The sequence below is a fragment of the Pontimonas salivibrio genome, from assembly GCF_002950575.1.
Taxonomy (GTDB): Bacteria; Actinomycetota; Actinomycetes; order Actinomycetales; family Microbacteriaceae; genus Pontimonas; species Pontimonas salivibrio.
The window spans coordinates 87,834-106,556 of record NZ_CP026923.1 but is presented as its reverse complement, the minus strand read 5'-3'; the positions used below and the strand labels follow the sequence as shown (position 1 = coordinate 106,556).

Genomic DNA, 18,723 nt, shown 5'->3' with positions numbered 1-18,723 from the left:
TCCCACTAACGGGTGAGGGCAGTTTTTCTGTGGAGCGAGTGACGGGAATCGAACCCGCGCTATCAGCTTGGGAAGCTGAAGTTCTACCATTGAACTACACTCGCCGGCGCCAGCCGGGGCTGGTGGCCAGCAGTCTACTAGGCTCTCTTCATGCTCTTATCGGATGGTGACATTCGCGCTGAGGTTAGCGCCAAGAGGGTGTTGTTGGACCCGTGGGATGAATCGATGGTTCAGCCCTCCAGTGTCGATGTGCGACTGGATCGATTTTTTCGACTTTTCGATAATCACAAGTACCAACACATTGACCCAGCAATCGACCAGCCCGATTTGACCCGGCTGGTCGAGGTTGAACCGTCTGAAGCGTTTGTTTTGCACCCGGGTGAGTTTGTCTTAGGCGCCACCTACGAGGTGGTCACACTGCCTGACGATGTGGCGGCCAGGTTGGAAGGAAAAAGCTCCCTGGGGCGTCTGGGCCTATTGACCCACTCGACGGCAGGTTTTATTGATCCTGGTTTTTCGGGGCACGTCACCTTGGAGCTTTCCAACGTGGCCACACTGCCCATTACCCTCTGGCCGGGGATGAAAATTGGCCAACTGTGTTTCTTTAGACTGTCATCTCCCGCGGAACACCCTTACGGTTCCGAGCGTTACGGAAGCCGATATCAGGGCCAGCGCGGCCCCACCGCATCACGCTCGTCGGCGAATTTTCACCGCACCGACGTCTCCGACGCCGCGCGGTAGTCACCGGGCCACGCCTCGAGTTGCATTGCCAGCCACGGGCTAAACGCAAACGGTGTTGCCCGGACGGCTTGTTGCAGCTGGGTCGGGTCAACCCATTGCCACTCTGAGACTTCATCGTCTAACGGTGTGGGGTCGGAGTCGGTAAGAGCAGTAAAGACGGGACAGATTTCGTTTTCCACCACCCCGGAGGCGTCCACTGCCCTGTATCGAAAGCCAGGAAGCATCGGCTCGATGTGAGAAATTCTGAGCCCAATTTCGTGTTCGACCCGTCTGGCAACCGCTTCACGCATGTCCTCACCCGGAGCGGGATGGCCACACACCGCATTGGTCCACACCCCAGGCCACGTCTTTTTCCCCAATGCGCGCCTGGTCACCAGGACGTGTCCTTCGCCATTAAAGATGTGGCAGGAGAAGGCAAGGTGCAGGGGAGTGTCCGTGTCGTGCACGGTGGCTTTATCGGCCACACCGATTGCGGTGCCCTGCTCGTCTACTAAGACGACCTGCTCGGAGGATTCTGTTTTCTCCACGCGCTACCCTTCAGTTGGACACGTCTGGTGACGTGTTGTCCTGCCAGTATTGAGCCTAACCACGCACGATAGAGAGGTCAGTGTCGATGACGCAGTTGGACACTCGAATTGACCTTTATACGAGGGCTGCGGAAGAAACTGCGTCGGGTGTCATTCGGCTTTATTCGACATCGTTTGGTTTGGCCTCCCGCCTGCTTGACCCGCTGTGTCGTCGACACATTGAAAACATTTATTCCCTGGTGCGCTTAGCGGACGAGGTGGTTGACGGTGTGGCCGGCGAGGCGGGAATTGATCAGGCCGAAGCGGGTCACATGCTCGATCGGTTGGAGTCGGACACTGAGCGGGCAATGGAAACCGGCTACAGCACCAACCTCATTGTTCACGCTTTCGCCCATTCCGCCCGCAGTGTGGGAATTACGCCAGAGCTCACCGGGCCGTTTTTCGCGTCGATGCGCGCTGACCTGTCGGAAACCTCCCACGATGAGGAAAGCTTCTCCCTCTACGTCTACGGCTCAGCCGAAGTCGTCGGGTTGATGTGTTTGAAAGCGTTTGTGAAAGACCTCGACTACAGCCCGGCTCAACACGAACAGATGATTTCTGGAGCCAGGGCGTTGGGTGCAGCGTTTCAGAAGGTCAACTTTCTGCGCGACCTTGCCGTCGATTTTGATGCGTTGGGGCGAAGCTACTTCCCCGGCGTGACTCCTGATTCGATGGATGAGGACACAAAAAACCGTCTCCTCGATGACATCGATAAGGATTTGGCTGAATCGGCGAGAGCGTTGCCGCTGTTGCCGGCGCGCTCGAGGAAAGCGGTCGCCCTTGCCCAAGCACTTTTTGACGAGCTGGGTGTGAAACTGCGACAGACACCTGCCGAAAAACTGTTGACCCAGAGGGTCAGTGTTCCCAGTGCCAGAAAAGCCCAGTTGGCGGTCGCGGTTGCGGCTGGTTGGTTGCCGGGTGCCAAATGGAGACAAGAGAAAAGGAATAACGCATGACACAACGCGTGGTCGTCATTGGTGCCGGTATGGGCGGTTTGGCTTCGGCTTCACTGCTCGCGAAAGACGGTTACGACGTGGTGTTGCTGGAAGCGCTAGATCACGTCGGTGGTCGCGCGGGCAATTGGGAAAAAGACGGTTTCCGTTTCGACACGGGTCCGTCCTGGTATCTGATGCCGGAAGTCTTTGATCACTTTTACAAACTGATGGGCACCAGCGCTGCCGAACAGTTGGATCTGCAACGACTCGATCCCGCCTACCGGGTGTACTTCGAACCCGAAGAGGGCAAGCCGGCAGATTCGGTCGATGTGATGGGTGACCGGGAATCCAACCTGCAAATGTTTGAACAGTTGGAGCCCGGTTCCAGACCCGCGATGGAGCGCTACCTCGATTCGGCAAAAGAAACGTACGACATTGCCAAAAAGTACTTCCTCTTTACGTCATTCCAAGACCTACGGCCACTATTTGTTGGCGAGGTGTTGAAGCGGGTGGGAACCCTGTATCGCCTGCTAACAACCCCCATCTGGAGTTTTGCGTCCAAACACGTGAAATCACACCGAGCCCGCCAATTATTGGGTTACCCCGCAGTGTTTTTGGGCTCCAGCCCCTATTTGGCGCCGGCAATGTTCCACCTGATGAGCCACCTCGACTTGGAAGACGGCGTGCTCTACGCACAGGGTGGTTTTAACCGGGTGATGGAATCGATTAAAGACATCGCGGTTGATCACGGTGTGGACTTGCGGCTGAATTCTCGTGTGACGGGAATTGAGACCGAAAAAGGCTCTGGCAAACCGAAAGTCACCGCGGTGACCTATCAGGACACCGACGGTGTGACCCACCGGGTCGAAGCAGACCTTGTGGTCTCTGGTGCTGACCTGCACCACACAGAAACCACCCTGTTGGATACGGCGGAGCAAACCTACGGCGAGAGCTACTGGAAAAAGCGCACCGCTGGTCCTTCCGCCGTGTTGTTGTATTTGGGTGTGAAGGGTGAGGTGCCCGAGCTTCTCCACCACAGCCTGTTCTTCACCGAAGACTGGGAGGGAAGCTTCGGCAAAATTTTCGCCAGCCCGCCCCAGATTCCAAACCCTGCCTCTCTCTATGTCTGCAAACCCAGTGTCATCGACCCTGATGTTGCACCGGACGGTCACACCAACCTGTTCGTCTTGGTGCCGATGCCCGCCGATGTGTCGATGGGTAAGGGTGGTCTCGATGGTGCGGGTGATCCGGTCGTTGAAGAAATTGCCGATCGCGCTATTGAACAAATCGCCAAGTGGAGCGGCGCGGATGATTTGGCTGAGCGTATTGTGCTTCGTCGTAGTGTGGGGCCGGCAGACTTCGAATCGCATTTGAACGCGTGGATGGGTTCTGCGTTGGGCCCCGCCCACACGTTGACCCAGAGTGCACTGTTTAGGACAGGAAATGTCAGCAAAAAAGTGGACGGTCTGTATTACGCAGGAAGTTCAACCATTCCGGGAATTGGCCTCCCGATGTGCATCATCTCAGCAGAGGTGATGTTGAAGCGCCTGCGCGGTGACACCTCCACTACGGCCCTGCCCGAGCCTCTGGTGCCACAGCACCGTTAGGACGTCCCGGTGTTGTCATTTGCCTACCTCACCGCGTTAGTGGTGTCACTGTTGGGCCTTGGCTTAATTGATCGGCGACACCGGTTGGCCCTTTTTGCCGGCAACGTCACACGCACGCTCATCACCGTTTTGGTGGGTGTGGTGTTTTTCCTCATCTGGGATGTGGTGGGTATCGCACAGGGTGTTTTTTTCCGGGGTGGTGGCCCCTACCAAACGGGGATACTCATCGGCCCTGAGTTGCCGTTGGAGGAAGTGTTTTTCTTGACGCTGCTGTGTTACGTCACACTGTTGTGTTATCTGGGCTTTGAGCGGTTTTTTGCGAGGGCGAAGCGATGACGTATTGGTTCATCAACGTGTGGTTTCTGCTCGCCGCAGTGCTCATCGCCGTCGTCGCGCTGCTACTGACCCGGCAATCACAGGCCGCGGGCACACGCACACGCCCCGATATCCGGGCCGCGTTGGGCGCCCTCGCGGTGGTGTTAGTACTCACGGCCATATTCGATAACGCCATTATCGGTTTCGGCATTGTGGATTACGACCCCAGCAAAATCTCCGGCGTTCGGTTGGGTTTTGCCCCGCTAGAAGATTTCGCGTACACGGTCGCGGCCGCCCTGATTGTTCCTTCGGTGTGGGCATTCTTGGCTAAGCGTCCGAATCGTTCGGAAAGCTCATGAGTGTTCTCCAGTCGCTAGTGCTGAGCTCTAGGCCGCTCAGTTGGGTCAATACGGCTTTCCCGTTTGCCGTGGCCTACTACGTCAGCACCGGACAATTCGATGCGCTGTTCCTCGTGGGGACAGTGTTTTTCCTGATCCCCTACAACGTGTTGATGTATGGAATCAATGACGTTTTTGACTACGAATCCGATGTTCTCAACCCCCGAAAGGGTGGTGCGGAAGGCGCCCTGTTGCCTCCGGAACTACACCGCCCCATGTTGCTCACCTCAACACTCTTGGCGTTGCCTTTTGTGGTGTGGTTGGTTTTCCAGGGGAGTTGGCCGTCGTGGGTGATGCTGGCTCTGTCCCTCTTTAGCGTTGTGGCGTATTCGACGCCACCTTTGCGGTTTAAAGAAATTCCTGGCCTGGATTCGGTGACCTCCAGTGTGCATTTTGTATCCCCCGCGCTCTATGGTTTGGCCCTCGGTGGTGGCCTGTGGGGCGACGGCCTGTGGGGTGCTGAGCCGCCCAGTTCCACCACGGCGCTGGTGTTGAGCGCCTTTTTCTTGTGGGGGATGGGTTCACACGCTTTTGGTGCCGTGCAGGATGTGATTTCTGACCGCGAAGCGGGAATCGGTTCGGTGGCAACCATTTGGGGGGCGAGAACAGCGGTCTGGATCGCCGTCGCCCTGTATGCCATTGCGGGCGGGCTCATGCTGTTGGCTCCCTGGCCGATTGCTCTGACCGCCATTATTGCTGTGCCCTACTTGGCGGCAGTGCTTCCGTTTGTCACCATCACTGATGAGAGTGCCACTAAAGCCCATGGCGGGTGGCGCTGGTTTCTAGGCATCAACTTTTTCGCGGGGGCCGTGGTCACCCTGGTCGGGATTAACGCCGGGTATCTACCCGGCTAAATACTCCACACGTGTTTAGCGCCCAGGTGTTTAGCCCACACGTCTTCAGCGCACGTGGGTGGGGAGTTTCACCAGAATCATGAGGACCAGGCCGATGGCCAGGACCACCATGATTCCGAGAATCCCCCAATACTGGGCACCACCAATGGCGATAAACAGCGACCACAGGGTCGGAGTGAGGAAACTCACCGCTCTTCCAGTGGTGGCGTAAAGGCCAAAGATTTGGCCTTCTTGACCGGCGGGAGTGACCCGGGCAAGAAACGACCTACCGGCTGCTTGAGCGGGGCCGACCGACGCCCCGAGGACAAGCCCCCCAATCCAGAACGCTAACGCTCCGGCATCCCGCAGGAAAAACAACGCCAGACCGGAGGCGAGCAGCAGGGTCAAGGATCCGATGATGACCGACCGGGGTCCGAACCAGTCATCTAGTTTCCCGGCAGCCATGGTGGAGATGCCGGCAACCAGGTTGGCCACAATGCCGAAGATGAGTACCTCGGTGGCAGAAAAACCGAAGGTAATTGCGGCGAGGACACCACCAAAGGTGAACACACCTGCGAGGCCGTCGCGGAAGATGGCGCTCGCCAGAAGAAACCAAAAAGTAGTGCGGGCGGTGCGGTAAAGGTGGGCGATGTCCTGAAAGAGCACACGGTAGCTGGCGAAGAAACCGGTTTTGGGTAACCCCTCGGCTGAGTGCACTTCGGGCACAGAGATCAATATGGGGATGGCAAAAATGACGGTCCATGCGGCACAGGCGACAGCGATTGCTCGAATATCGATTCCGTTGTCAGAACCCAACCCGAATACGTCGAATTGGATGAACCCGAAGTAGGACACCAGCAGCATGCTGATGCCGCCGAGGTAACCAAAACCCCACCCCAGCCCGCTTACTCGACCCACGGTGCGGGGTGTGGCCACTTGGGTGATGAGCGCGTTGTAGTTGACGTTGGCAATTTCGGAAAAAATGTTGCCAATGGCAACCATGGTGATGCCAAAGATGAACATGTTGGGTTCGATGGTGGCGAAAAAGAGGCTCGCTTGAACCGCGACCAACAACACCGTGTTGATGGCGAGTAGTCGTTTGCGCCGCCCGGAACGATCGGCACGTTGGCCGAGGACGGGGGCGAGGATCGCGACCGCGATGCCGGCTATGGCCACAGCAAACCCAAAATCTCGGGAGAGGACAGATAACGCCAAGTCATATTCGGCGCCACTGCCCAAGGCCCGAATCTCGTCGGGAAGGAACAGTTCCGAGGTGAGGTACACACTGAAGACAAAGGTCGTGATGACTGTGGCGAAGGGTTGGGTGGCCCAATCCCACAGGGCCCAGGCAAATACTCGGCTTTTGGGGATAGCGGCACCGTCGTTGGCGGCCAGTCCCATGACCGGCAGGGTGTCGTTGTCGATTGCAGGCGGGAGCTTTCGCGGGGGGCGTGCCTCGCCACGGGCGTTCATACCCCCAACCGTAGCCAAAGCCTGGGTCTTTGGAGCGATCTGGCGTTGAATTGTCAGTGAACCGGGGCCACTTCGTCCGCTGGTGGCGAAATATGAGCCAACATGACTCATATTTGTCGATTCAGACTTGACGAACGCCCCTTCCCTCTGCAAACTTGATTTGTGCCGACTCAAGTTGTCGGCCCCACGACATAAAAGGAGCACAGTAGATGTCCCGTGCAGTAGGAATTGACCTCGGAACCACCAACTCGGTGGTCTCCGTACTGGAAGGTGGCGAACCCACCGTAATTTCCAATGCCGAAGGGTTTAGGACCACCCCCTCAGTGGTGGCCTTCACCAAAGATGGCGAAGTTCTCGTCGGAGAAACCGCCAAACGTCAAGCCGTCACCAACGTCGAGCGCACCATGTCCTCGGTGAAACGCCACATGGGGACCGACTGGACCACGCAGATTGACGACAAAAAGTACACCCCGCAGGAAATTTCTGCCCGTATCCTGCAGAAACTGAAGCGTGACGCCGAACAGTACCTCGGCGAAGCCGTCACCGACGCGGTCATCACCGTTCCTGCATACTTCAATGACGCCGAGCGTCAAGCAACCAAAGAAGCCGGCGAAATCGCCGGACTCAACGTGTTGCGCATCATCAACGAGCCCACCGCTGCAGCCCTCGCCTACGGCCTGGACAAAGGTAAAGAAGACGAACTCATCTTGGTCTTCGACCTCGGTGGCGGAACCTTCGACGTCAGCCTTCTCGAAGTGGGTAAAGACGACGACTTCTCCACCATTCAGGTGCGCTCCACCGCCGGTGACAACCGACTCGGTGGTGACGACTGGGACCACCGCGTCATGGACTACCTCGCCGAACGGTTCAAAGACACCACCGGTGTGGACATCTCGAACGACAAAATTGCCAAACAGCGCCTGAAGGAAGCCGCAGAGCAAGCCAAGAAGGAACTCTCCGGATCCAGCCAAGCCCAAATTCAGTTGCCCTACCTGTCACTGACCGAATCGGGTCCGGCGAACCTCGACGAGACGCTCTCACGCTCGAAGTTCGAAGAGCTGACCGCCGATCTGCTCGAGCGCACCCGCAAGCCCTTCCAAGACGTCATCAAAGAAGCCGGTGTGAAAGTCGGCGACATTGCCCACGTCGTCTTGGTCGGTGGCTCCACCCGTATGCCGGCGGTGACCAAGCTGGTGACCGAGCTCACCGGGGGTAAAGAACCCAACAAGTCGGTGAACCCCGATGAGGTAGTCGCTGTGGGGGCCGCCCTGCAGGCTGGTGTGTTGAAGGGTGAGCGAAAAGATGTGTTGCTCATCGATGTCACGCCGCTAAGCCTCGGAATTGAAACCAAGGGTGGCATCATGACCAAACTGATCGAGCGCAACACCGCGATTCCGACCAAGCGCAGTGAAACGTTCACCACCGCAGAAGACAACCAGCCCTCCGTGTCGATTCAGGTGTTCCAAGGTGAGCGCGAATTCACCAGGGACAACAAACAACTCGGTACCTTCGAACTGACCGGAATTGCCCCCGCTCCGAGGGGCGTCCCCCAGGTCGAGGTGACCTTCGATATCGACGCCAACGGCATCGTCCACGTCAGTGCCACCGATAAGGGCACCGGTAAAGAACAGTCGATGACCATCACCGGTGGGAGCTCCCTCGCGGAAGAAGACATCGAGCGGATGGTGCGCGAAGCTGAAGAACACGCCGAAGAAGACAAAAAGCGTCGTGAAGCAGCGGAAGCCCGCAACAACGCCGAACAGCTCGCTTACTCGGTGGAAAAAATCCTCACCGACAACGACGAGAAGTTGCCTGACGATGTGAAGTCTGAAGTCCGCACCGACCTGGATGCTCTAAAAAGCGCACTGGCCGGCGAGGATGCAGATGCCGTTCAAAAAGCAGCCGACACTCTCGCAGCAAGCCAAACGAAACTCGGCGAAGCCCTCTACCAAACCGGAGAAGACGCTCCCGCCGACGGTGCCACCGAAGACGAATCAGACGAGACCATCGTGGACGCCGAAGTGGTCGACGATGAAACCGATGAGAAGTCGGACGACAAGAAGTAATGGCCAAGCACAGTAATAAAGGCCCCGATCAGGAGCCTGAAGAGCACGAAGAACCCGTCGTGTTTGACAAGCGCCGGATCGACCCGGAGACGGGGGACGTGAGGTCCCCCTCTCCGGAGGGCGAACCGGAAGCGTTAGGCGACGAGGATCTGGAAATCCTGGATGAGGCTGAACGTGATCTGGTGGCCGAATACCGTGACCGTGCGGCCAGGGCAGAAGCAGAGCTCGCGAACTTCCGCTCTCGGGTGGAACGCGACCGTCAGTCCAATCGCGAAGCCATCATTGTCGAAGTGATTCGGTCACTGCTGCCCGCAATTGATGACTTAGATCGTGCGGAAAAGCACGGCGACCTCGCCGGAACACCGCTGGAAATCGTGGCGCAAAAGATGCGTCAATCTTTTGAGCGCTACGGCATGAGCGCCGTGGGTGAAGCCGGCGAAGCATTTGACCCCGCCATTCACGAGGCCATGGTGCACATGCCCTCCGATGAGGTTCAGGTCGACACCGTTGCCGATGTCATCGAAGTGGGATACCAACTGGGTGAGCGACTTATTCGCCCGGCCAAAGTGGCTGTGTCCTCACCGCCACAACAGTCCACATCAGAAAACGACAAGTAACGCCGCTTCACAGTAGCGGCACCGCAGTTTGCGACAACACATTCGGAAGGAGGAGTCACCATGGCAAGTCAAGACTGGTTAGAAAAAGACTTTTACGCCATCCTTGGCGTGTCCAAAGACGCCTCCGAAGCGGAAATTAAGAAGGTGTACCGCAAGCTGGCGCGGGAAAACCACCCCGATTCCAACCCGGGTGATGACAAAGCCGAACAGCGCTTCAAAGAAATCTCGGAAGCCTATTCGGTACTGTCCGATGCTGAGCAACGCTCCGAATATGACCAAATTCGCGCCATGGCTCAAGGCGGCCCCCGTTTCACCGCGGGCGGTCAAGGAGCAAGCGGCTTCGAAGACATCTTCGGAGGCATGTTCGGTGGCGGAGCGCCACGAGGTGGCCCAGCCGGTTTCGGTGGCGGCCTCTTCGATGGACTGTTCGATGGCGGTATGGGACCCGGTGGTCCCGGAGGTTACCCCCGCTACCGCGAGCCCACTAAAGGCCAAGACGTGCAAGCCCGTATCACGCTCGACCTGGCCACCGCTGTGGAAGGGACAACCGTTTCGGTTGATACCGCGTCGGGGAAAAAAGTGTCCGCCAAAATTCCGGCAGGAGTAAAAGACGGACAAAAAGTGCGCCTACGCGGTAAAGGGCGACCAAGCCCGGACGGCGGAAAAGCCGGTGATGTGATCATCACCGTCGGAGTTCCCAAACACCCCGTGTTTGCCAGGGAAGACCAAAACCTCCGAGTGGTCGTTCCGGTGACCTTCCAAGAAGCAAGCCTGGGCGACACCATCGAGGTGCCTACCCTCTCGGGTGACATTGTGAAAGTGAAAGTGCCGCCTGGAACCCAAAGCGGTCAAGTGATGCGCGTTCGCGGCCGTGGAGTTACCTCCAGCCAAGGCCTTGGCGACCTGTTAGTCGAAATCCGTGTCGCTGTGCCAAGCCACCTGTCAAAAACGGCTAAAGCCCACCTGGACAAACTCTTCGAGACGCTCCCGCAGGAAAACCCGCGGGATGACCTGATTGCGAAAGCCAAAAGGTAGGAGGTGAACATGGTCTCGCCCGATATGGATGAGAACACTCCCCTGTTTGCCATTGCTACCGCAGCGGAACTCAGCGGATTACACCCCCAAACACTGCGTCAGTACGACAAGTTGGGGTTAGTGAGCCCCACCCGAACCGCAGGGCGCACCAGGCGGTATTCGATGCGTGATGTAGTGGCACTTCGAGAAATTCAGACACTCAGCAACGAGGGGTTAAACCTCGAGGGCATTAAGAGAATTTTGGAGCTTCAACGAGAAGTGGGTGACCTCACCGCTCGAGTGCGGGAATTAGAAAGTGCGCTCGCTGACGAGGTGCTCAAACGCCAAGGTCGGCGAGTCTTTGCAGCCGGAGCAGAGGGTGAAGTAATACCCCTCCGAGCTGGTGAGCGGGCTCAACGCGGTGGCCAAATGGTGGTCTGGAATCCGCTGTGGCGAATGTGGAATGAATGGTTTAGTCCCCCCCGTTCTGGTGGGACAGAAGTGGAGAAGCGCTAATGGCAGAGGCACAACCCCAAGGTGGGGAGAACCAGTCTGCGTTAGAACAGTTTGGCCAAAACCTGACCGAGATTGCCGCGCAAGGCAAACTCGACCCGGTGATTGGGCGCGATCAAGAAATCCGTCGAGTGTCCCAAGTGTTGACCAGGCGCACCAAAAATAATCCTGTCTTGATCGGTGAACCCGGTGTGGGAAAAACAGCTGTCGTTGAAGGGCTCGCGCAGCGCATCGTCGCGGGCGATGTGGCCGATTCGCTGAAAGACAAACAGCTCATCGCCCTCGACATGGCCGCCTTGGTCGCCGGTGCGAAATATCGCGGTGAGTTTGAAGAGCGCCTGAAAGCCGTGTTGAAAGAAATCAACGACGCCGAAGGCCAAATCATCACCTTTGTCGACGAATTACACACCCTGATGGGTGCCGGCGGTGGTGAAGGATCGGTCGCTGCCGCCAACATGCTGAAACCCATGCTGGCCCGTGGTGAATTGCGGCTCATTGGGGCCACCACCTTGAACGAATACCGCGAATACATTGAAAAAGATGCCGCTCTGGAGCGACGATTCCAACAGGTCTTTGTCGGTGAACCAAGCGTCGAAGACACGGTCGCCATTTTGCGCGGTCTGAAAGACCGCTATGAGGCACACCACAAGGTGGCAATCGCTGACAGCGCGTTGGTTGCCGCGGCCTCCCTGTCCAACCGCTACATCCCGTCGAGGCAACTACCCGATAAAGCAATCGACCTGATTGATGAGGCGGCCAGCCGCCTCAAAATGGAGATCGAATCATCCCCGGTCGAAATAGATGAGCTTCGGCGGATCGTCGATCGCATGAAAATCGAAGAGCTCGCCTTGAAGAAAGAAAAAGATGAGGCGTCGAAAGAACGCCTCGCCAAACTTCGCGAAGACATGGCCAAGCGCGAACAAGAGCTCGGTGCCTTACAGGAGCGCTGGGCCAGTGAAAAAGCGTCCCTCCAAGACGTGGGTGAGTTGAAAACTAAGCTCAGCGAAGCGCGCATCGACTTAGACCGAGCCATGCGCGAAGGCGACTACCAGCACGCCTCCAAACTGAACTACGAAGTGATTCCCGGTATCGAAGCGTCCATTTCGGAAGCGGAATCTGCGGAGCGCTCTGAGGAGCGCATGGTGAACGACCAAGTAGGCGACGAAGATATTGCCGCTGTGGTGGCGGCATGGACGGGGATCCCCGTCGACAAACTCACCCAAGGTGAAACCGAGCGCCTGTTGCACCTCGAATCCGAACTGGCCAAACGGTTAGTCGGCCAGAAAGATGCAGTGCGCGCGGTGAGTGAAGCAGTCCGGCGCACCCGGGCGGGCCTATCTGACCCGGATCGGCCCACGGGTTCGTTCATGTTCTTAGGCCCGACCGGTGTTGGAAAAACAGAACTCGCGAAAGCGCTCGCAGATTACCTTTTTGACGACGAAAAAGCACTCATTCGTATTGACATGAGTGAATACGGTGAAAAGTTCTCCGTCTCCAGACTCATTGGTGCCCCTCCGGGGTATGTCGGTTACGAACAGGGTGGCCAGCTCACTGAAGCGGTGCGCAGGCGCCCCTATTCGGTCATCTTGCTCGACGAGGTCGAAAAAGCACACCCCGAAGTGTTTGACCTGTTACTTCAGGTACTTGATGACGGTCGACTGACGGATGGTCAAGGTCGGACCGTGGACTTTAGAAACACGATTCTCATCCTGACCTCGAACCTGGGCTCTGGCTATTTGACGGATTCGACGTTGAGTTGGACCGAAAAAACCGACGCTGTGCACCAGGAAGTGCGCAAAGCCTTCAAGCCGGAATTTGTGAACCGGCTGGATGACATTGTCGTGTTTTCTTCCCTGTCCACCGAAGAGTTGGGGCAGATTGTCGAAATCACCATCGATCGACTTCAACACCGTCTTGCAGAGCGCCGGCTCGAGTTGGCGGTCACTCCGGCGGCGAGGGCGTGGTTGGCCGAAAACGGGTTCGACCCGACTTACGGGGCGCGCCCGCTTCGTCGACTGATGCAACGACATATCGATGACAGACTGGCGACCAAGCTTCTCGCTGGCGACATTCATGACGGTGACACGGTCAAAGTCGACATCAATGATGACCACAGCGGGCTTGAGCTGACGCGCTTCGACCTTTCCGCTAGCCCCGAACACTAGAAAGAGACCATGGACACTTCTGCCCACACCGACTATCCACTGATGCCGGAATTGGCCAGGCGCCACAGCCCCAGAGCGTTTGATCACGATGCGACTCTTACTGATGAACAGTTGGGTTCACTGCTGGAGGCTGCGCGCTGGTCGGCGTCGTCATCGAACTCACAACCGTGGCGGCTGTTCGTGGCAAAGCGCGGAACACCACTGTTTGATTCCATGGTGGACGCCTTGGCGTCGGGTAATCAGGCGTGGGCTGTCCACGCATCAGCACTGATTGTGAATGTGGCCAAGATGGTCACTGACGAGGGAAAAGACGAGAAGTGGGCGGTCTATGACATCGGTCAAGCAGCGGCACATTTGAGCATCCAGGCCACCCACATGGGCCTCATCGTGCACCAAATGGGTGGTTTTGACAAAGAAGCGATGCATGGCGCCCTGAACCTGGATGACGCTCACCAACCGTGGGCAGTCCTCGCAGTGGGGCACCAAGGGGATCCTGCGCTTTTGCCAGAAAAGCTCCAAGAACGAGAGAAAAACCCCCGCGTGCGTAAGCCTCTCGATGAAATTGCTCCAGGCTGGCGCCAGTAGTTTTCTCGCCGCGAAAGGCTGTTCTTTTACTGGTGGCTGTGCGGGCTCACCGTCCGCCACGGTGGCGCTTTACTGATTGTTCAGTGCGGAGATGATGTCGCCCACAAACGCTTCGATGTCGTCCTCGGTGGTGTCAAACGCACACATCCAACGGACTTCTCCAGCCGGTCGGTCCCAGTCATAAAACTGGTGGGTAAGCCGCAGCCGGTCCGCTGCCGCATTGTCTAAGACGGCGAAGACAGCGTTGGCCTGCGTGGGGTGGGAAAAGTCGAGACCTGTGATGTCACCACTTTCGATTGCCGCGTCCAGACGGCTGCGCAACATGCGGGCCATCGCATTGGCGTGACTGGCGAGCTGGAGGCCCAGTTGATCGTCGAACAGGGCTTGGATCTGTGCAGAGAGAAAACGCATTTTGGAGGCCAGCTGCATACTGAGCTTCCTCAAATACAGCATCCCGTCCACAGCATCGGGATTAATCACCACGATAGCTTCGGCCGCCATCGCGCCATTCTTGGTCGCCCCCAAACTCACGAGGTCGACCCCAACATCGGTGGTGAATTCGCGAAAGGACATCCCCAACGCGGCTGCGGCATTCCACAGCCTCGCACCATCGACGTGAACGACCATTCCGCGCTCGTGGGCGAGACCCGCCAGGGTGCGAATCTCGTCTGGGGTGTAGAGCGTACCGAGCTCTGTGGACTGGGTGATCGATACCGCTAAGGGTTGGGCGTGGTGTTCATCACCGCGCCCCCCAGCTTGGCTGAGTAACCCCTCCGGGGTGAGCTTTCCTCCCACTGCGGGTGTGGTGAGAAGTTTCAAACCACTCACACGTTCGGGTGCACCACCTTCATCGGTGTTGATGTGTGCCGAGTCGGTCGCGATTACCCCGCCCCACCGGGGCATTGCCGCAGTGAGGGCAATGACGTTTGCTCCTGTGCCGTTAAACACGGGGAACACTTCAGCCTGTTCACCAAATTCGACCCGGATAGTCTCGGCAAGTTTCGCCGTCGTGTCGTCTTGGCCGTAAGAGGTCTGGTGGCCCCCATTGGCAGCTTCCATCGCTTTCAACACGGTGGGGTGAACACCCGCGTAATTGTCGCTGGCGAAACCTCTCGAATTCGCGGGAGTGCTCACTGTGTAGGCCTCTGCGGGTGACTAAAACACCATGGGTGCATCGAAATCTTCTTCCTCTTCGTGTAGGTCCACGACGACGGGAACGTGGTCACTGGGTTGTTCACCGGTGCGCTGGTCGCGTTCAATGGAGGCGCCGACCACAGCATCGGCCACCGTGTGGTTCCCGAAGAGAAAATCGATGCGGATGCCGTGGTTTTTTCGAAATTTCCCCTGCTTGTAGTCGAAGTAGCTGAATCCTTCGGGAACAAGTGGCCGCACCAAGTCGCTGAGGCCTGCCGTGTGGAGCATCGAATCGAGCGCTCCACGCTCCGCGGGGGAAATATGTGTCGACACCCCTTCGACAAAATCGGGATCCCCCACATCTTCTGGTTGTGGGGCGACGTTGAAGTCACCGCCGACAAGTGTTCCGATGTGAGGATTTTCTTTCGAGTAGTCAGCCATGGCCTGGCCGAGTGCTTCTATCCAGTCCAGTTTGTAGGCCATGTGGGGGTCGTTTAGCCCGCGACCGTTTGGTACATACACACTCCACAACCGCATGTTTCCGACCGTGGCTGAGACTGCTCTGGCTTCTGGTTGTGGGTCAGTACCGTTCTTGTCGAAACCGGGCATGCCGACAAAACCCTGTTCGCCGTGGCTGATGCCGCGGCGAGACACGATCGCCACACCGTTCCATTGGTTCAGACCCCAATGGAACACTTCGTAGCCGGCAGCCTCAAATTCTTCCAACGGGAACTGTTCGTTGGTGCATTTGGTTTCTTGTAATAGGGCGACATCAATGTCGGCGTCGACAAGAAAATCCACGACCCGAAGTTTTCGCGTCCTAATGGAGTTCACATTCCAGGTGGCGATCCGCACCGACTACCCCCTTTTTGCCTTAGAGGTGTGCAGAGCTTTTCGCACCCTGGCCGCTAGCTCTAACGCTAACCACTGCCATTTCAGGTGACGGTAGTGGCGAAGGGCGTCACCTGGGGCGAGGCGACCCCGACGGGAAATTTTTTCGAGAATGAACTTGTCGACCGGCAGGTGAAGCATGAAATGGTGTGCGAAGGTGCGAAACGGAGCTTGGTGGTGTTTCGTCGGCATGTTCCAATACCGGGCCACCAATCCGAGGGTTCCCGCATCGTCGATGCGGTAGCCCTCATGTCGAAGAATGTCCAAGGCGGCAGCCTGGTAGGGCTCGTTGCCCACCCTTGCGGCAGAGGGAATGAGTTCGAGGTAGCGCTCGTAGATGCTCTCCGAAGCGCGAGTGAGCGCACTAAAAAACTCCGGTGGCCCGGCCAAGAATTCCCCGCCCGACCAACGGCCCGGACTGGGCCGGCCCAAGATGTCCTCTAGTTGGTTGCGCAGCGCATCGGGTGTGGTGGAGGGAGCCACTTGGGCAGTGATGTCATAAGCCAGCGCGACGCCATTTTCGACGTAGTAGCGAAGAGATTCGGGGGGCGGATTAATTGCCAGCATGTCCAGATCAATCGCCGCCATGTAGCGGTGTGTGTGTTGGCCGAGGTAGCGAAAAACATCCAGTTTGTAATGACCGGAAAAGAATCGCACCCCTTCGGGCACGTGGGTCGAAAAGGGGATTTCGACCACATTGACTTCATTGGCCGCCTCAGGGTGTGCGGTACGAATCAGCTCAGGCTGGTTGGTCAGAAGAGTAAAAGGGAGGTCGTAAGCCGCCAAGGATCGACTGACCGTGAGCGCGTTAGAGGCGTAAATGCGCACTTGATCGAGAAATGACGACACTTGCACGTTCACGGTGGACTGTTGAGAGTCGCGAAGGTGAAGAAACCCGTAAAACTGGATATCCATCATCGCGATTGCCCCCGCCTCATGCCGACTCCCCATCCTACGAGCCAAAGTGGCCAGTCGCTGGGTCGGCGATACACTAACCCCGTGACAGGCCACGACACGAAGTCCCGGGAACAACTCGCCACACACATCTCTCAGATGGCCGTGCAGCGGGGAGATTTCACCCTCACCAGTGGCAAAAAGGCCACCTTTTATATCGACTTGCGCCAAGTGAGCCTCGACCACCGGGTTGCTCCACTAATCGGTGATGTCATGCTCGAGCTTTTGGACGAGTTTCCCGAAGTGGAAATCGTCGGAGGGTTGACCATGGGGGCCGACCCCATAGCGTCGGCCATGTTGCACCGAGCCGTAGTGCGCGGGCGAGCGTTAGATGCCTGCGTGGTGAGAAAAGAACCCAAAGATCACGGCATGGGTAAACAGGTTGAAGGCCCTGATGTGGCGGGCAAAAAAGTGGTCGTTGTCGAAGACACTTCCACCACGGGTGGCTCACCGTTGAAGGCAGCCGAAGCGTTAGAAAAAGCGGGGGCAGAAATTGTCGCCGTGTTGGTGGTTGTTGACCGCGACACCGGAGCCAAGCAGGTCATCGAACAAGCGGGCTACCCCTACCGGGCGGCTTTGGGACTAAGCGACCTCGGCTTGGCGTGACCGAGCGCCCACACTTGCTTCGCTCCCGGTGGTTCATTGTCACCGCCGTGGGCGTGCTCCCCGCGCTCGCCGTGGGCTACTGGCTCAGTGTGTCCGAAGCCAATCAGAACCAGAGCGTGGAGGATGTCGCGACCGCCGAGCCGCCCATTTCTGAAGCCACTACAGGGACCCCGCCGGGTGAGGCGTCCACACCGCCAGTGGTGGTCGATTTTCCCGCCGTGGGAAGCGGCCCACGGCCTGCGGGGTCGTGGTCTTGGGAGGAACTTCTGGGCGGTGAATGCCTGACATCTTTTGACGGACCGTTTGCCGCTGAATTTGAGGTGGTCGGCTGCGAGCAACCCCATCAGGCAGAGTTTCACCGAGCACAACTACTCAATGACGATCCGGATGCCGACTACCCCGGGGATCAATTCGTGCGTGATCAGGCCAGTGGGTTGTGTGAGCAGTGGGACCTTGCGGATTTGAGGGAACCAGAACGCTACGACGATCTTGTTGTGGTCCCCAGCTATTCGATTGGTCAGACCCAATGGGAAAAGGGCCAGCGGGTGGCGGGCTGCTTTATCTACCGTGAGAGCGGGGAGCTGCTCGATGATCAACTGGTGGACTGAGGGGGCATCACGATTCTCGCTGGCGCTTAGGCTGAGGCCGTGACTGATCAGCCAGAGAGCCACCCTGAACGCTCCACCCACGGAGTAGGACCATGGGTGGGTCCTCTTCCCACCGGGCCGGAATATGACGCTGAGCTTCTCGCGCACGGCGATTCGAGGAACGTTGCCGACCATTACCGGTATTGGAGCATGGAAGCAATCGTCGCTGACCTGGATCAACGCAGGCATTCGTTCCATGTCGCCATCGAAAACTGGCAACACGATTTAAACATTGGCTCCATTGTCCGCACGGCGAATGCTTTTTTGGCCAAAGAGGTCCACATTGTGGGACGCAAGCGCTGGAACCGCCGGGGCGCAATGGTCACCGACCGCTACCAGCACGTCCAACACCACCCCGAAGTACAGGGCTTTGTCGACTATGCCGAGGGCGCGGGCCTCAGCATTATCGGTGTCGACAATGTGCCAGGCTCGACCCCCATTGAACACACTGTTCTACCCGAAAAGTGTGTTTTTCTTTTTGGACAAGAGGGACCGGGATTGTCCGAAGAAGCCTTGGCGGCGTCCGACCAGGTCATCGAAATCACCCAGTTTGGGTCGACCCGCTCAATTAACGCCTCAGCGGCGGCAGCGATAGTGATGCACCAGTGGGTGATGCAAAACCGTTTCGGTGTGGCACCCGCGCCTGGCGACTAGACTGAAAAG

General features: G+C 57.7%; 20 protein-coding genes and 1 tRNA gene. 15 read left to right on the top strand and 6 right to left on the bottom strand.

The genetic code is table 11. From position 1 onward, the window contains the following. Positions 1-30 precede the first annotated feature (30 nt). Positions 31-104, bottom strand: a tRNA-Gly gene (locus tag C3B54_RS00580). Between the two features lie 46 nt (positions 105-150). On the opposite strand from C3B54_RS00580, the gene dcd reads away from it, so the two are divergent. Next, positions 151-741: a dCTP deaminase gene (dcd, locus tag C3B54_RS00575; RefSeq protein WP_104912778.1), complete on the top strand. Its 591-nt coding sequence runs from the start codon at positions 151-153 to the stop codon at positions 739-741. Here the strand turns inward: dcd and idi are convergent. Beyond that, the gene (idi, locus tag C3B54_RS00570; RefSeq protein ID WP_104912777.1) at positions 708-1,268 is read right to left on the bottom strand and encodes an isopentenyl-diphosphate Delta-isomerase; all 561 of its coding nucleotides are present in this window, start codon (positions 1,266-1,268) and stop codon (positions 708-710) included. The genes dcd and idi overlap by 34 nt on opposite strands. An 86-nt stretch (positions 1,269-1,354) precedes the next feature. On the opposite strand from idi, the gene C3B54_RS00565 reads away from it, so the two are divergent. From C3B54_RS00565 to C3B54_RS00545, 5 genes are read left to right on the top strand one after another with little or no spacing between them, the layout of a single operon-like run. Beyond that, positions 1,355-2,263, top strand: coding sequence for a phytoene/squalene synthase family protein (locus tag C3B54_RS00565; RefSeq protein WP_104912776.1), 909 nt, complete (start codon positions 1,355-1,357; stop codon positions 2,261-2,263). Continuing rightward, the gene (gene crtI, locus C3B54_RS00560; RefSeq protein WP_104912775.1) at positions 2,260-3,849 is read left to right on the top strand and encodes a phytoene desaturase family protein; all 1,590 of its coding nucleotides are present in this window, start codon (positions 2,260-2,262) and stop codon (positions 3,847-3,849) included. The genes C3B54_RS00565 and crtI overlap by 4 nt, the downstream gene beginning before the upstream one ends. Before the next feature lie 9 nt (positions 3,850-3,858). Continuing rightward, positions 3,859-4,185, top strand: coding sequence for a lycopene cyclase domain-containing protein (locus C3B54_RS00555; RefSeq protein ID WP_104912774.1), 327 nt, complete (start codon positions 3,859-3,861; stop codon positions 4,183-4,185). Next, complete coding sequence (locus tag C3B54_RS00550) at positions 4,182-4,523, top strand: lycopene cyclase domain-containing protein (RefSeq protein ID WP_104912773.1); 342 nt, start codon at positions 4,182-4,184, stop codon at positions 4,521-4,523. The genes C3B54_RS00555 and C3B54_RS00550 overlap by 4 nt, the downstream gene beginning before the upstream one ends. Then, positions 4,520-5,416, top strand: coding sequence for a prenyltransferase (locus C3B54_RS00545; protein ID WP_104912772.1), 897 nt, complete (start codon positions 4,520-4,522; stop codon positions 5,414-5,416). Before C3B54_RS00550 ends, C3B54_RS00545 begins: the two co-directional genes overlap by 4 nt. A 45-nt stretch (positions 5,417-5,461) precedes the next feature. Here the strand turns inward: C3B54_RS00545 and C3B54_RS00540 are convergent, their stop codons facing one another. Further along, the gene (locus tag C3B54_RS00540) at positions 5,462-6,868 is read right to left on the bottom strand and encodes an MFS transporter (protein ID WP_104914167.1); all 1,407 of its coding nucleotides are present in this window, start codon (positions 6,866-6,868) and stop codon (positions 5,462-5,464) included. A gap of 209 nt (positions 6,869-7,077) precedes the next feature. On the opposite strand from C3B54_RS00540, the gene dnaK reads away from it, so the two are divergent. The 6 genes from dnaK to C3B54_RS00510 are packed head-to-tail and all read left to right on the top strand — an operon-like array spanning position 7,078 to position 13,828. After that, a complete protein-coding gene (gene dnaK / locus C3B54_RS00535; RefSeq protein WP_104912771.1) occupies positions 7,078-8,934 on the top strand; it encodes a molecular chaperone DnaK in 1,857 nt (618 codons plus the stop codon). Next, on the top strand, positions 8,934-9,551 hold the full coding sequence (locus C3B54_RS00530) for a nucleotide exchange factor GrpE (protein WP_104912770.1): 618 nt from the start codon (positions 8,934-8,936) through the stop codon (positions 9,549-9,551). The genes dnaK and C3B54_RS00530 overlap by 1 nt, the downstream gene beginning before the upstream one ends. Positions 9,552-9,611: 60 nt before the next feature. Beyond that, positions 9,612-10,586 carry a DnaJ C-terminal domain-containing protein gene (locus C3B54_RS00525; RefSeq protein WP_104912769.1) on the top strand — a complete coding sequence of 325 codons (975 nt, stop codon included), beginning with the start codon at positions 9,612-9,614 and terminating at the stop codon, positions 10,584-10,586. A 24-nt stretch (positions 10,587-10,610) separates the two neighbouring features. Further along, the gene (locus C3B54_RS00520) at positions 10,611-11,081 is read left to right on the top strand and encodes a heat shock protein transcriptional repressor HspR (RefSeq protein WP_104914166.1); all 471 of its coding nucleotides are present in this window, start codon (positions 10,611-10,613) and stop codon (positions 11,079-11,081) included. Then, complete coding sequence (locus tag C3B54_RS00515; RefSeq protein ID WP_104912768.1) at positions 11,081-13,243, top strand: ATP-dependent Clp protease ATP-binding subunit; 2,163 nt, start codon at positions 11,081-11,083, stop codon at positions 13,241-13,243. The genes C3B54_RS00520 and C3B54_RS00515 overlap by 1 nt, the downstream gene beginning before the upstream one ends. A gap of 9 nt (positions 13,244-13,252) precedes the next feature. After that, a complete protein-coding gene (locus C3B54_RS00510; RefSeq protein ID WP_104912767.1) occupies positions 13,253-13,828 on the top strand; it encodes a nitroreductase family protein in 576 nt (191 codons plus the stop codon). 69 nt (positions 13,829-13,897) lie between these two features. On the opposite strand, the gene C3B54_RS00505 is transcribed toward C3B54_RS00510, so the two are convergent. From C3B54_RS00505 to C3B54_RS00495, 3 genes are read right to left on the bottom strand one after another with little or no spacing between them, the layout of a single operon-like run. Then, entirely contained in the window at positions 13,898-14,962 is a 1,065-nt protein-coding gene (locus C3B54_RS00505) for a threonine aldolase family protein (protein WP_104912766.1), read from the bottom strand. Between the two features lie 21 nt (positions 14,963-14,983). After that, positions 14,984-15,817 carry an exodeoxyribonuclease III gene (locus tag C3B54_RS00500; protein WP_104912765.1) on the bottom strand — a complete coding sequence of 278 codons (834 nt, stop codon included), beginning with the start codon at positions 15,815-15,817 and terminating at the stop codon, positions 14,984-14,986. Between the two features lie 3 nt (positions 15,818-15,820). Then, positions 15,821-16,804: a hypothetical protein gene (locus C3B54_RS00495; protein ID WP_158665443.1), complete on the bottom strand. Its 984-nt coding sequence runs from the start codon at positions 16,802-16,804 to the stop codon at positions 15,821-15,823. Positions 16,805-16,906: 102 nt separating this feature from the next. Between C3B54_RS00495 and pyrE the strand changes: the two genes are divergently transcribed. The 3 genes from pyrE to C3B54_RS00480 are packed head-to-tail and all read left to right on the top strand — an operon-like array spanning position 16,907 to position 18,714. Beyond that, the gene (gene pyrE / locus C3B54_RS00490) at positions 16,907-17,413 is read left to right on the top strand and encodes an orotate phosphoribosyltransferase (protein ID WP_245868024.1); all 507 of its coding nucleotides are present in this window, start codon (positions 16,907-16,909) and stop codon (positions 17,411-17,413) included. Then, a complete protein-coding gene (locus C3B54_RS00485; RefSeq protein ID WP_104912762.1) occupies positions 17,410-18,021 on the top strand; it encodes a septum formation family protein in 612 nt (203 codons plus the stop codon). The genes pyrE and C3B54_RS00485 overlap by 4 nt, the downstream gene beginning before the upstream one ends. A gap of 39 nt (positions 18,022-18,060) precedes the next feature. Continuing rightward, complete coding sequence (locus tag C3B54_RS00480; protein WP_104912761.1) at positions 18,061-18,714, top strand: TrmH family RNA methyltransferase; 654 nt, start codon at positions 18,061-18,063, stop codon at positions 18,712-18,714. The last annotated feature ends 9 nt before the right edge of the window (positions 18,715-18,723 follow it).

What these genes read in the sequence shown, in the direction of transcription:
- dcd (WP_104912778.1), top strand. Translation starts at nt 151, where the DNA reads ATGCTCTTATCGGATGGTGACATTCGCGCTGAGGTTAGCGCCAAGAGG.
- C3B54_RS00565 (WP_104912776.1), top strand. Translation starts at nt 1,355, where the DNA reads ATGACGCAGTTGGACACTCGAATTGACCTTTATACGAGGGCTGCGGAA.
- crtI (WP_104912775.1), top strand. Translation starts at nt 2,260, where the DNA reads ATGACACAACGCGTGGTCGTCATTGGTGCCGGTATGGGCGGTTTGGCT.
- C3B54_RS00550 (WP_104912773.1), top strand. Translation starts at nt 4,182, where the DNA reads ATGACGTATTGGTTCATCAACGTGTGGTTTCTGCTCGCCGCAGTGCTC.
- C3B54_RS00545 (WP_104912772.1), top strand. Translation starts at nt 4,520, where the DNA reads ATGAGTGTTCTCCAGTCGCTAGTGCTGAGCTCTAGGCCGCTCAGTTGG.
- C3B54_RS00540 (WP_104914167.1), bottom strand. Translation starts at nt 6,868, where the DNA reads ATGAACGCCCGTGGCGAGGCACGCCCCCCGCGAAAGCTCCCGCCTGCA.
- dnaK (WP_104912771.1), top strand. Translation starts at nt 7,078, where the DNA reads ATGTCCCGTGCAGTAGGAATTGACCTCGGAACCACCAACTCGGTGGTC.
- C3B54_RS00530 (WP_104912770.1), top strand. Translation starts at nt 8,934, where the DNA reads ATGGCCAAGCACAGTAATAAAGGCCCCGATCAGGAGCCTGAAGAGCAC.
- C3B54_RS00525 (WP_104912769.1), top strand. Translation starts at nt 9,612, where the DNA reads ATGGCAAGTCAAGACTGGTTAGAAAAAGACTTTTACGCCATCCTTGGC.
- C3B54_RS00520 (WP_104914166.1), top strand. Translation starts at nt 10,611, where the DNA reads ATGGATGAGAACACTCCCCTGTTTGCCATTGCTACCGCAGCGGAACTC.
- C3B54_RS00515 (WP_104912768.1), top strand. Translation starts at nt 11,081, where the DNA reads ATGGCAGAGGCACAACCCCAAGGTGGGGAGAACCAGTCTGCGTTAGAA.
- C3B54_RS00510 (WP_104912767.1), top strand. Translation starts at nt 13,253, where the DNA reads ATGGACACTTCTGCCCACACCGACTATCCACTGATGCCGGAATTGGCC.
- C3B54_RS00495 (WP_158665443.1), bottom strand. Translation starts at nt 16,804, where the DNA reads ATGGGGAGTCGGCATGAGGCGGGGGCAATCGCGATGATGGATATCCAG.
- pyrE (WP_245868024.1), top strand. Translation starts at nt 16,907, where the DNA reads ATGGCCGTGCAGCGGGGAGATTTCACCCTCACCAGTGGCAAAAAGGCC.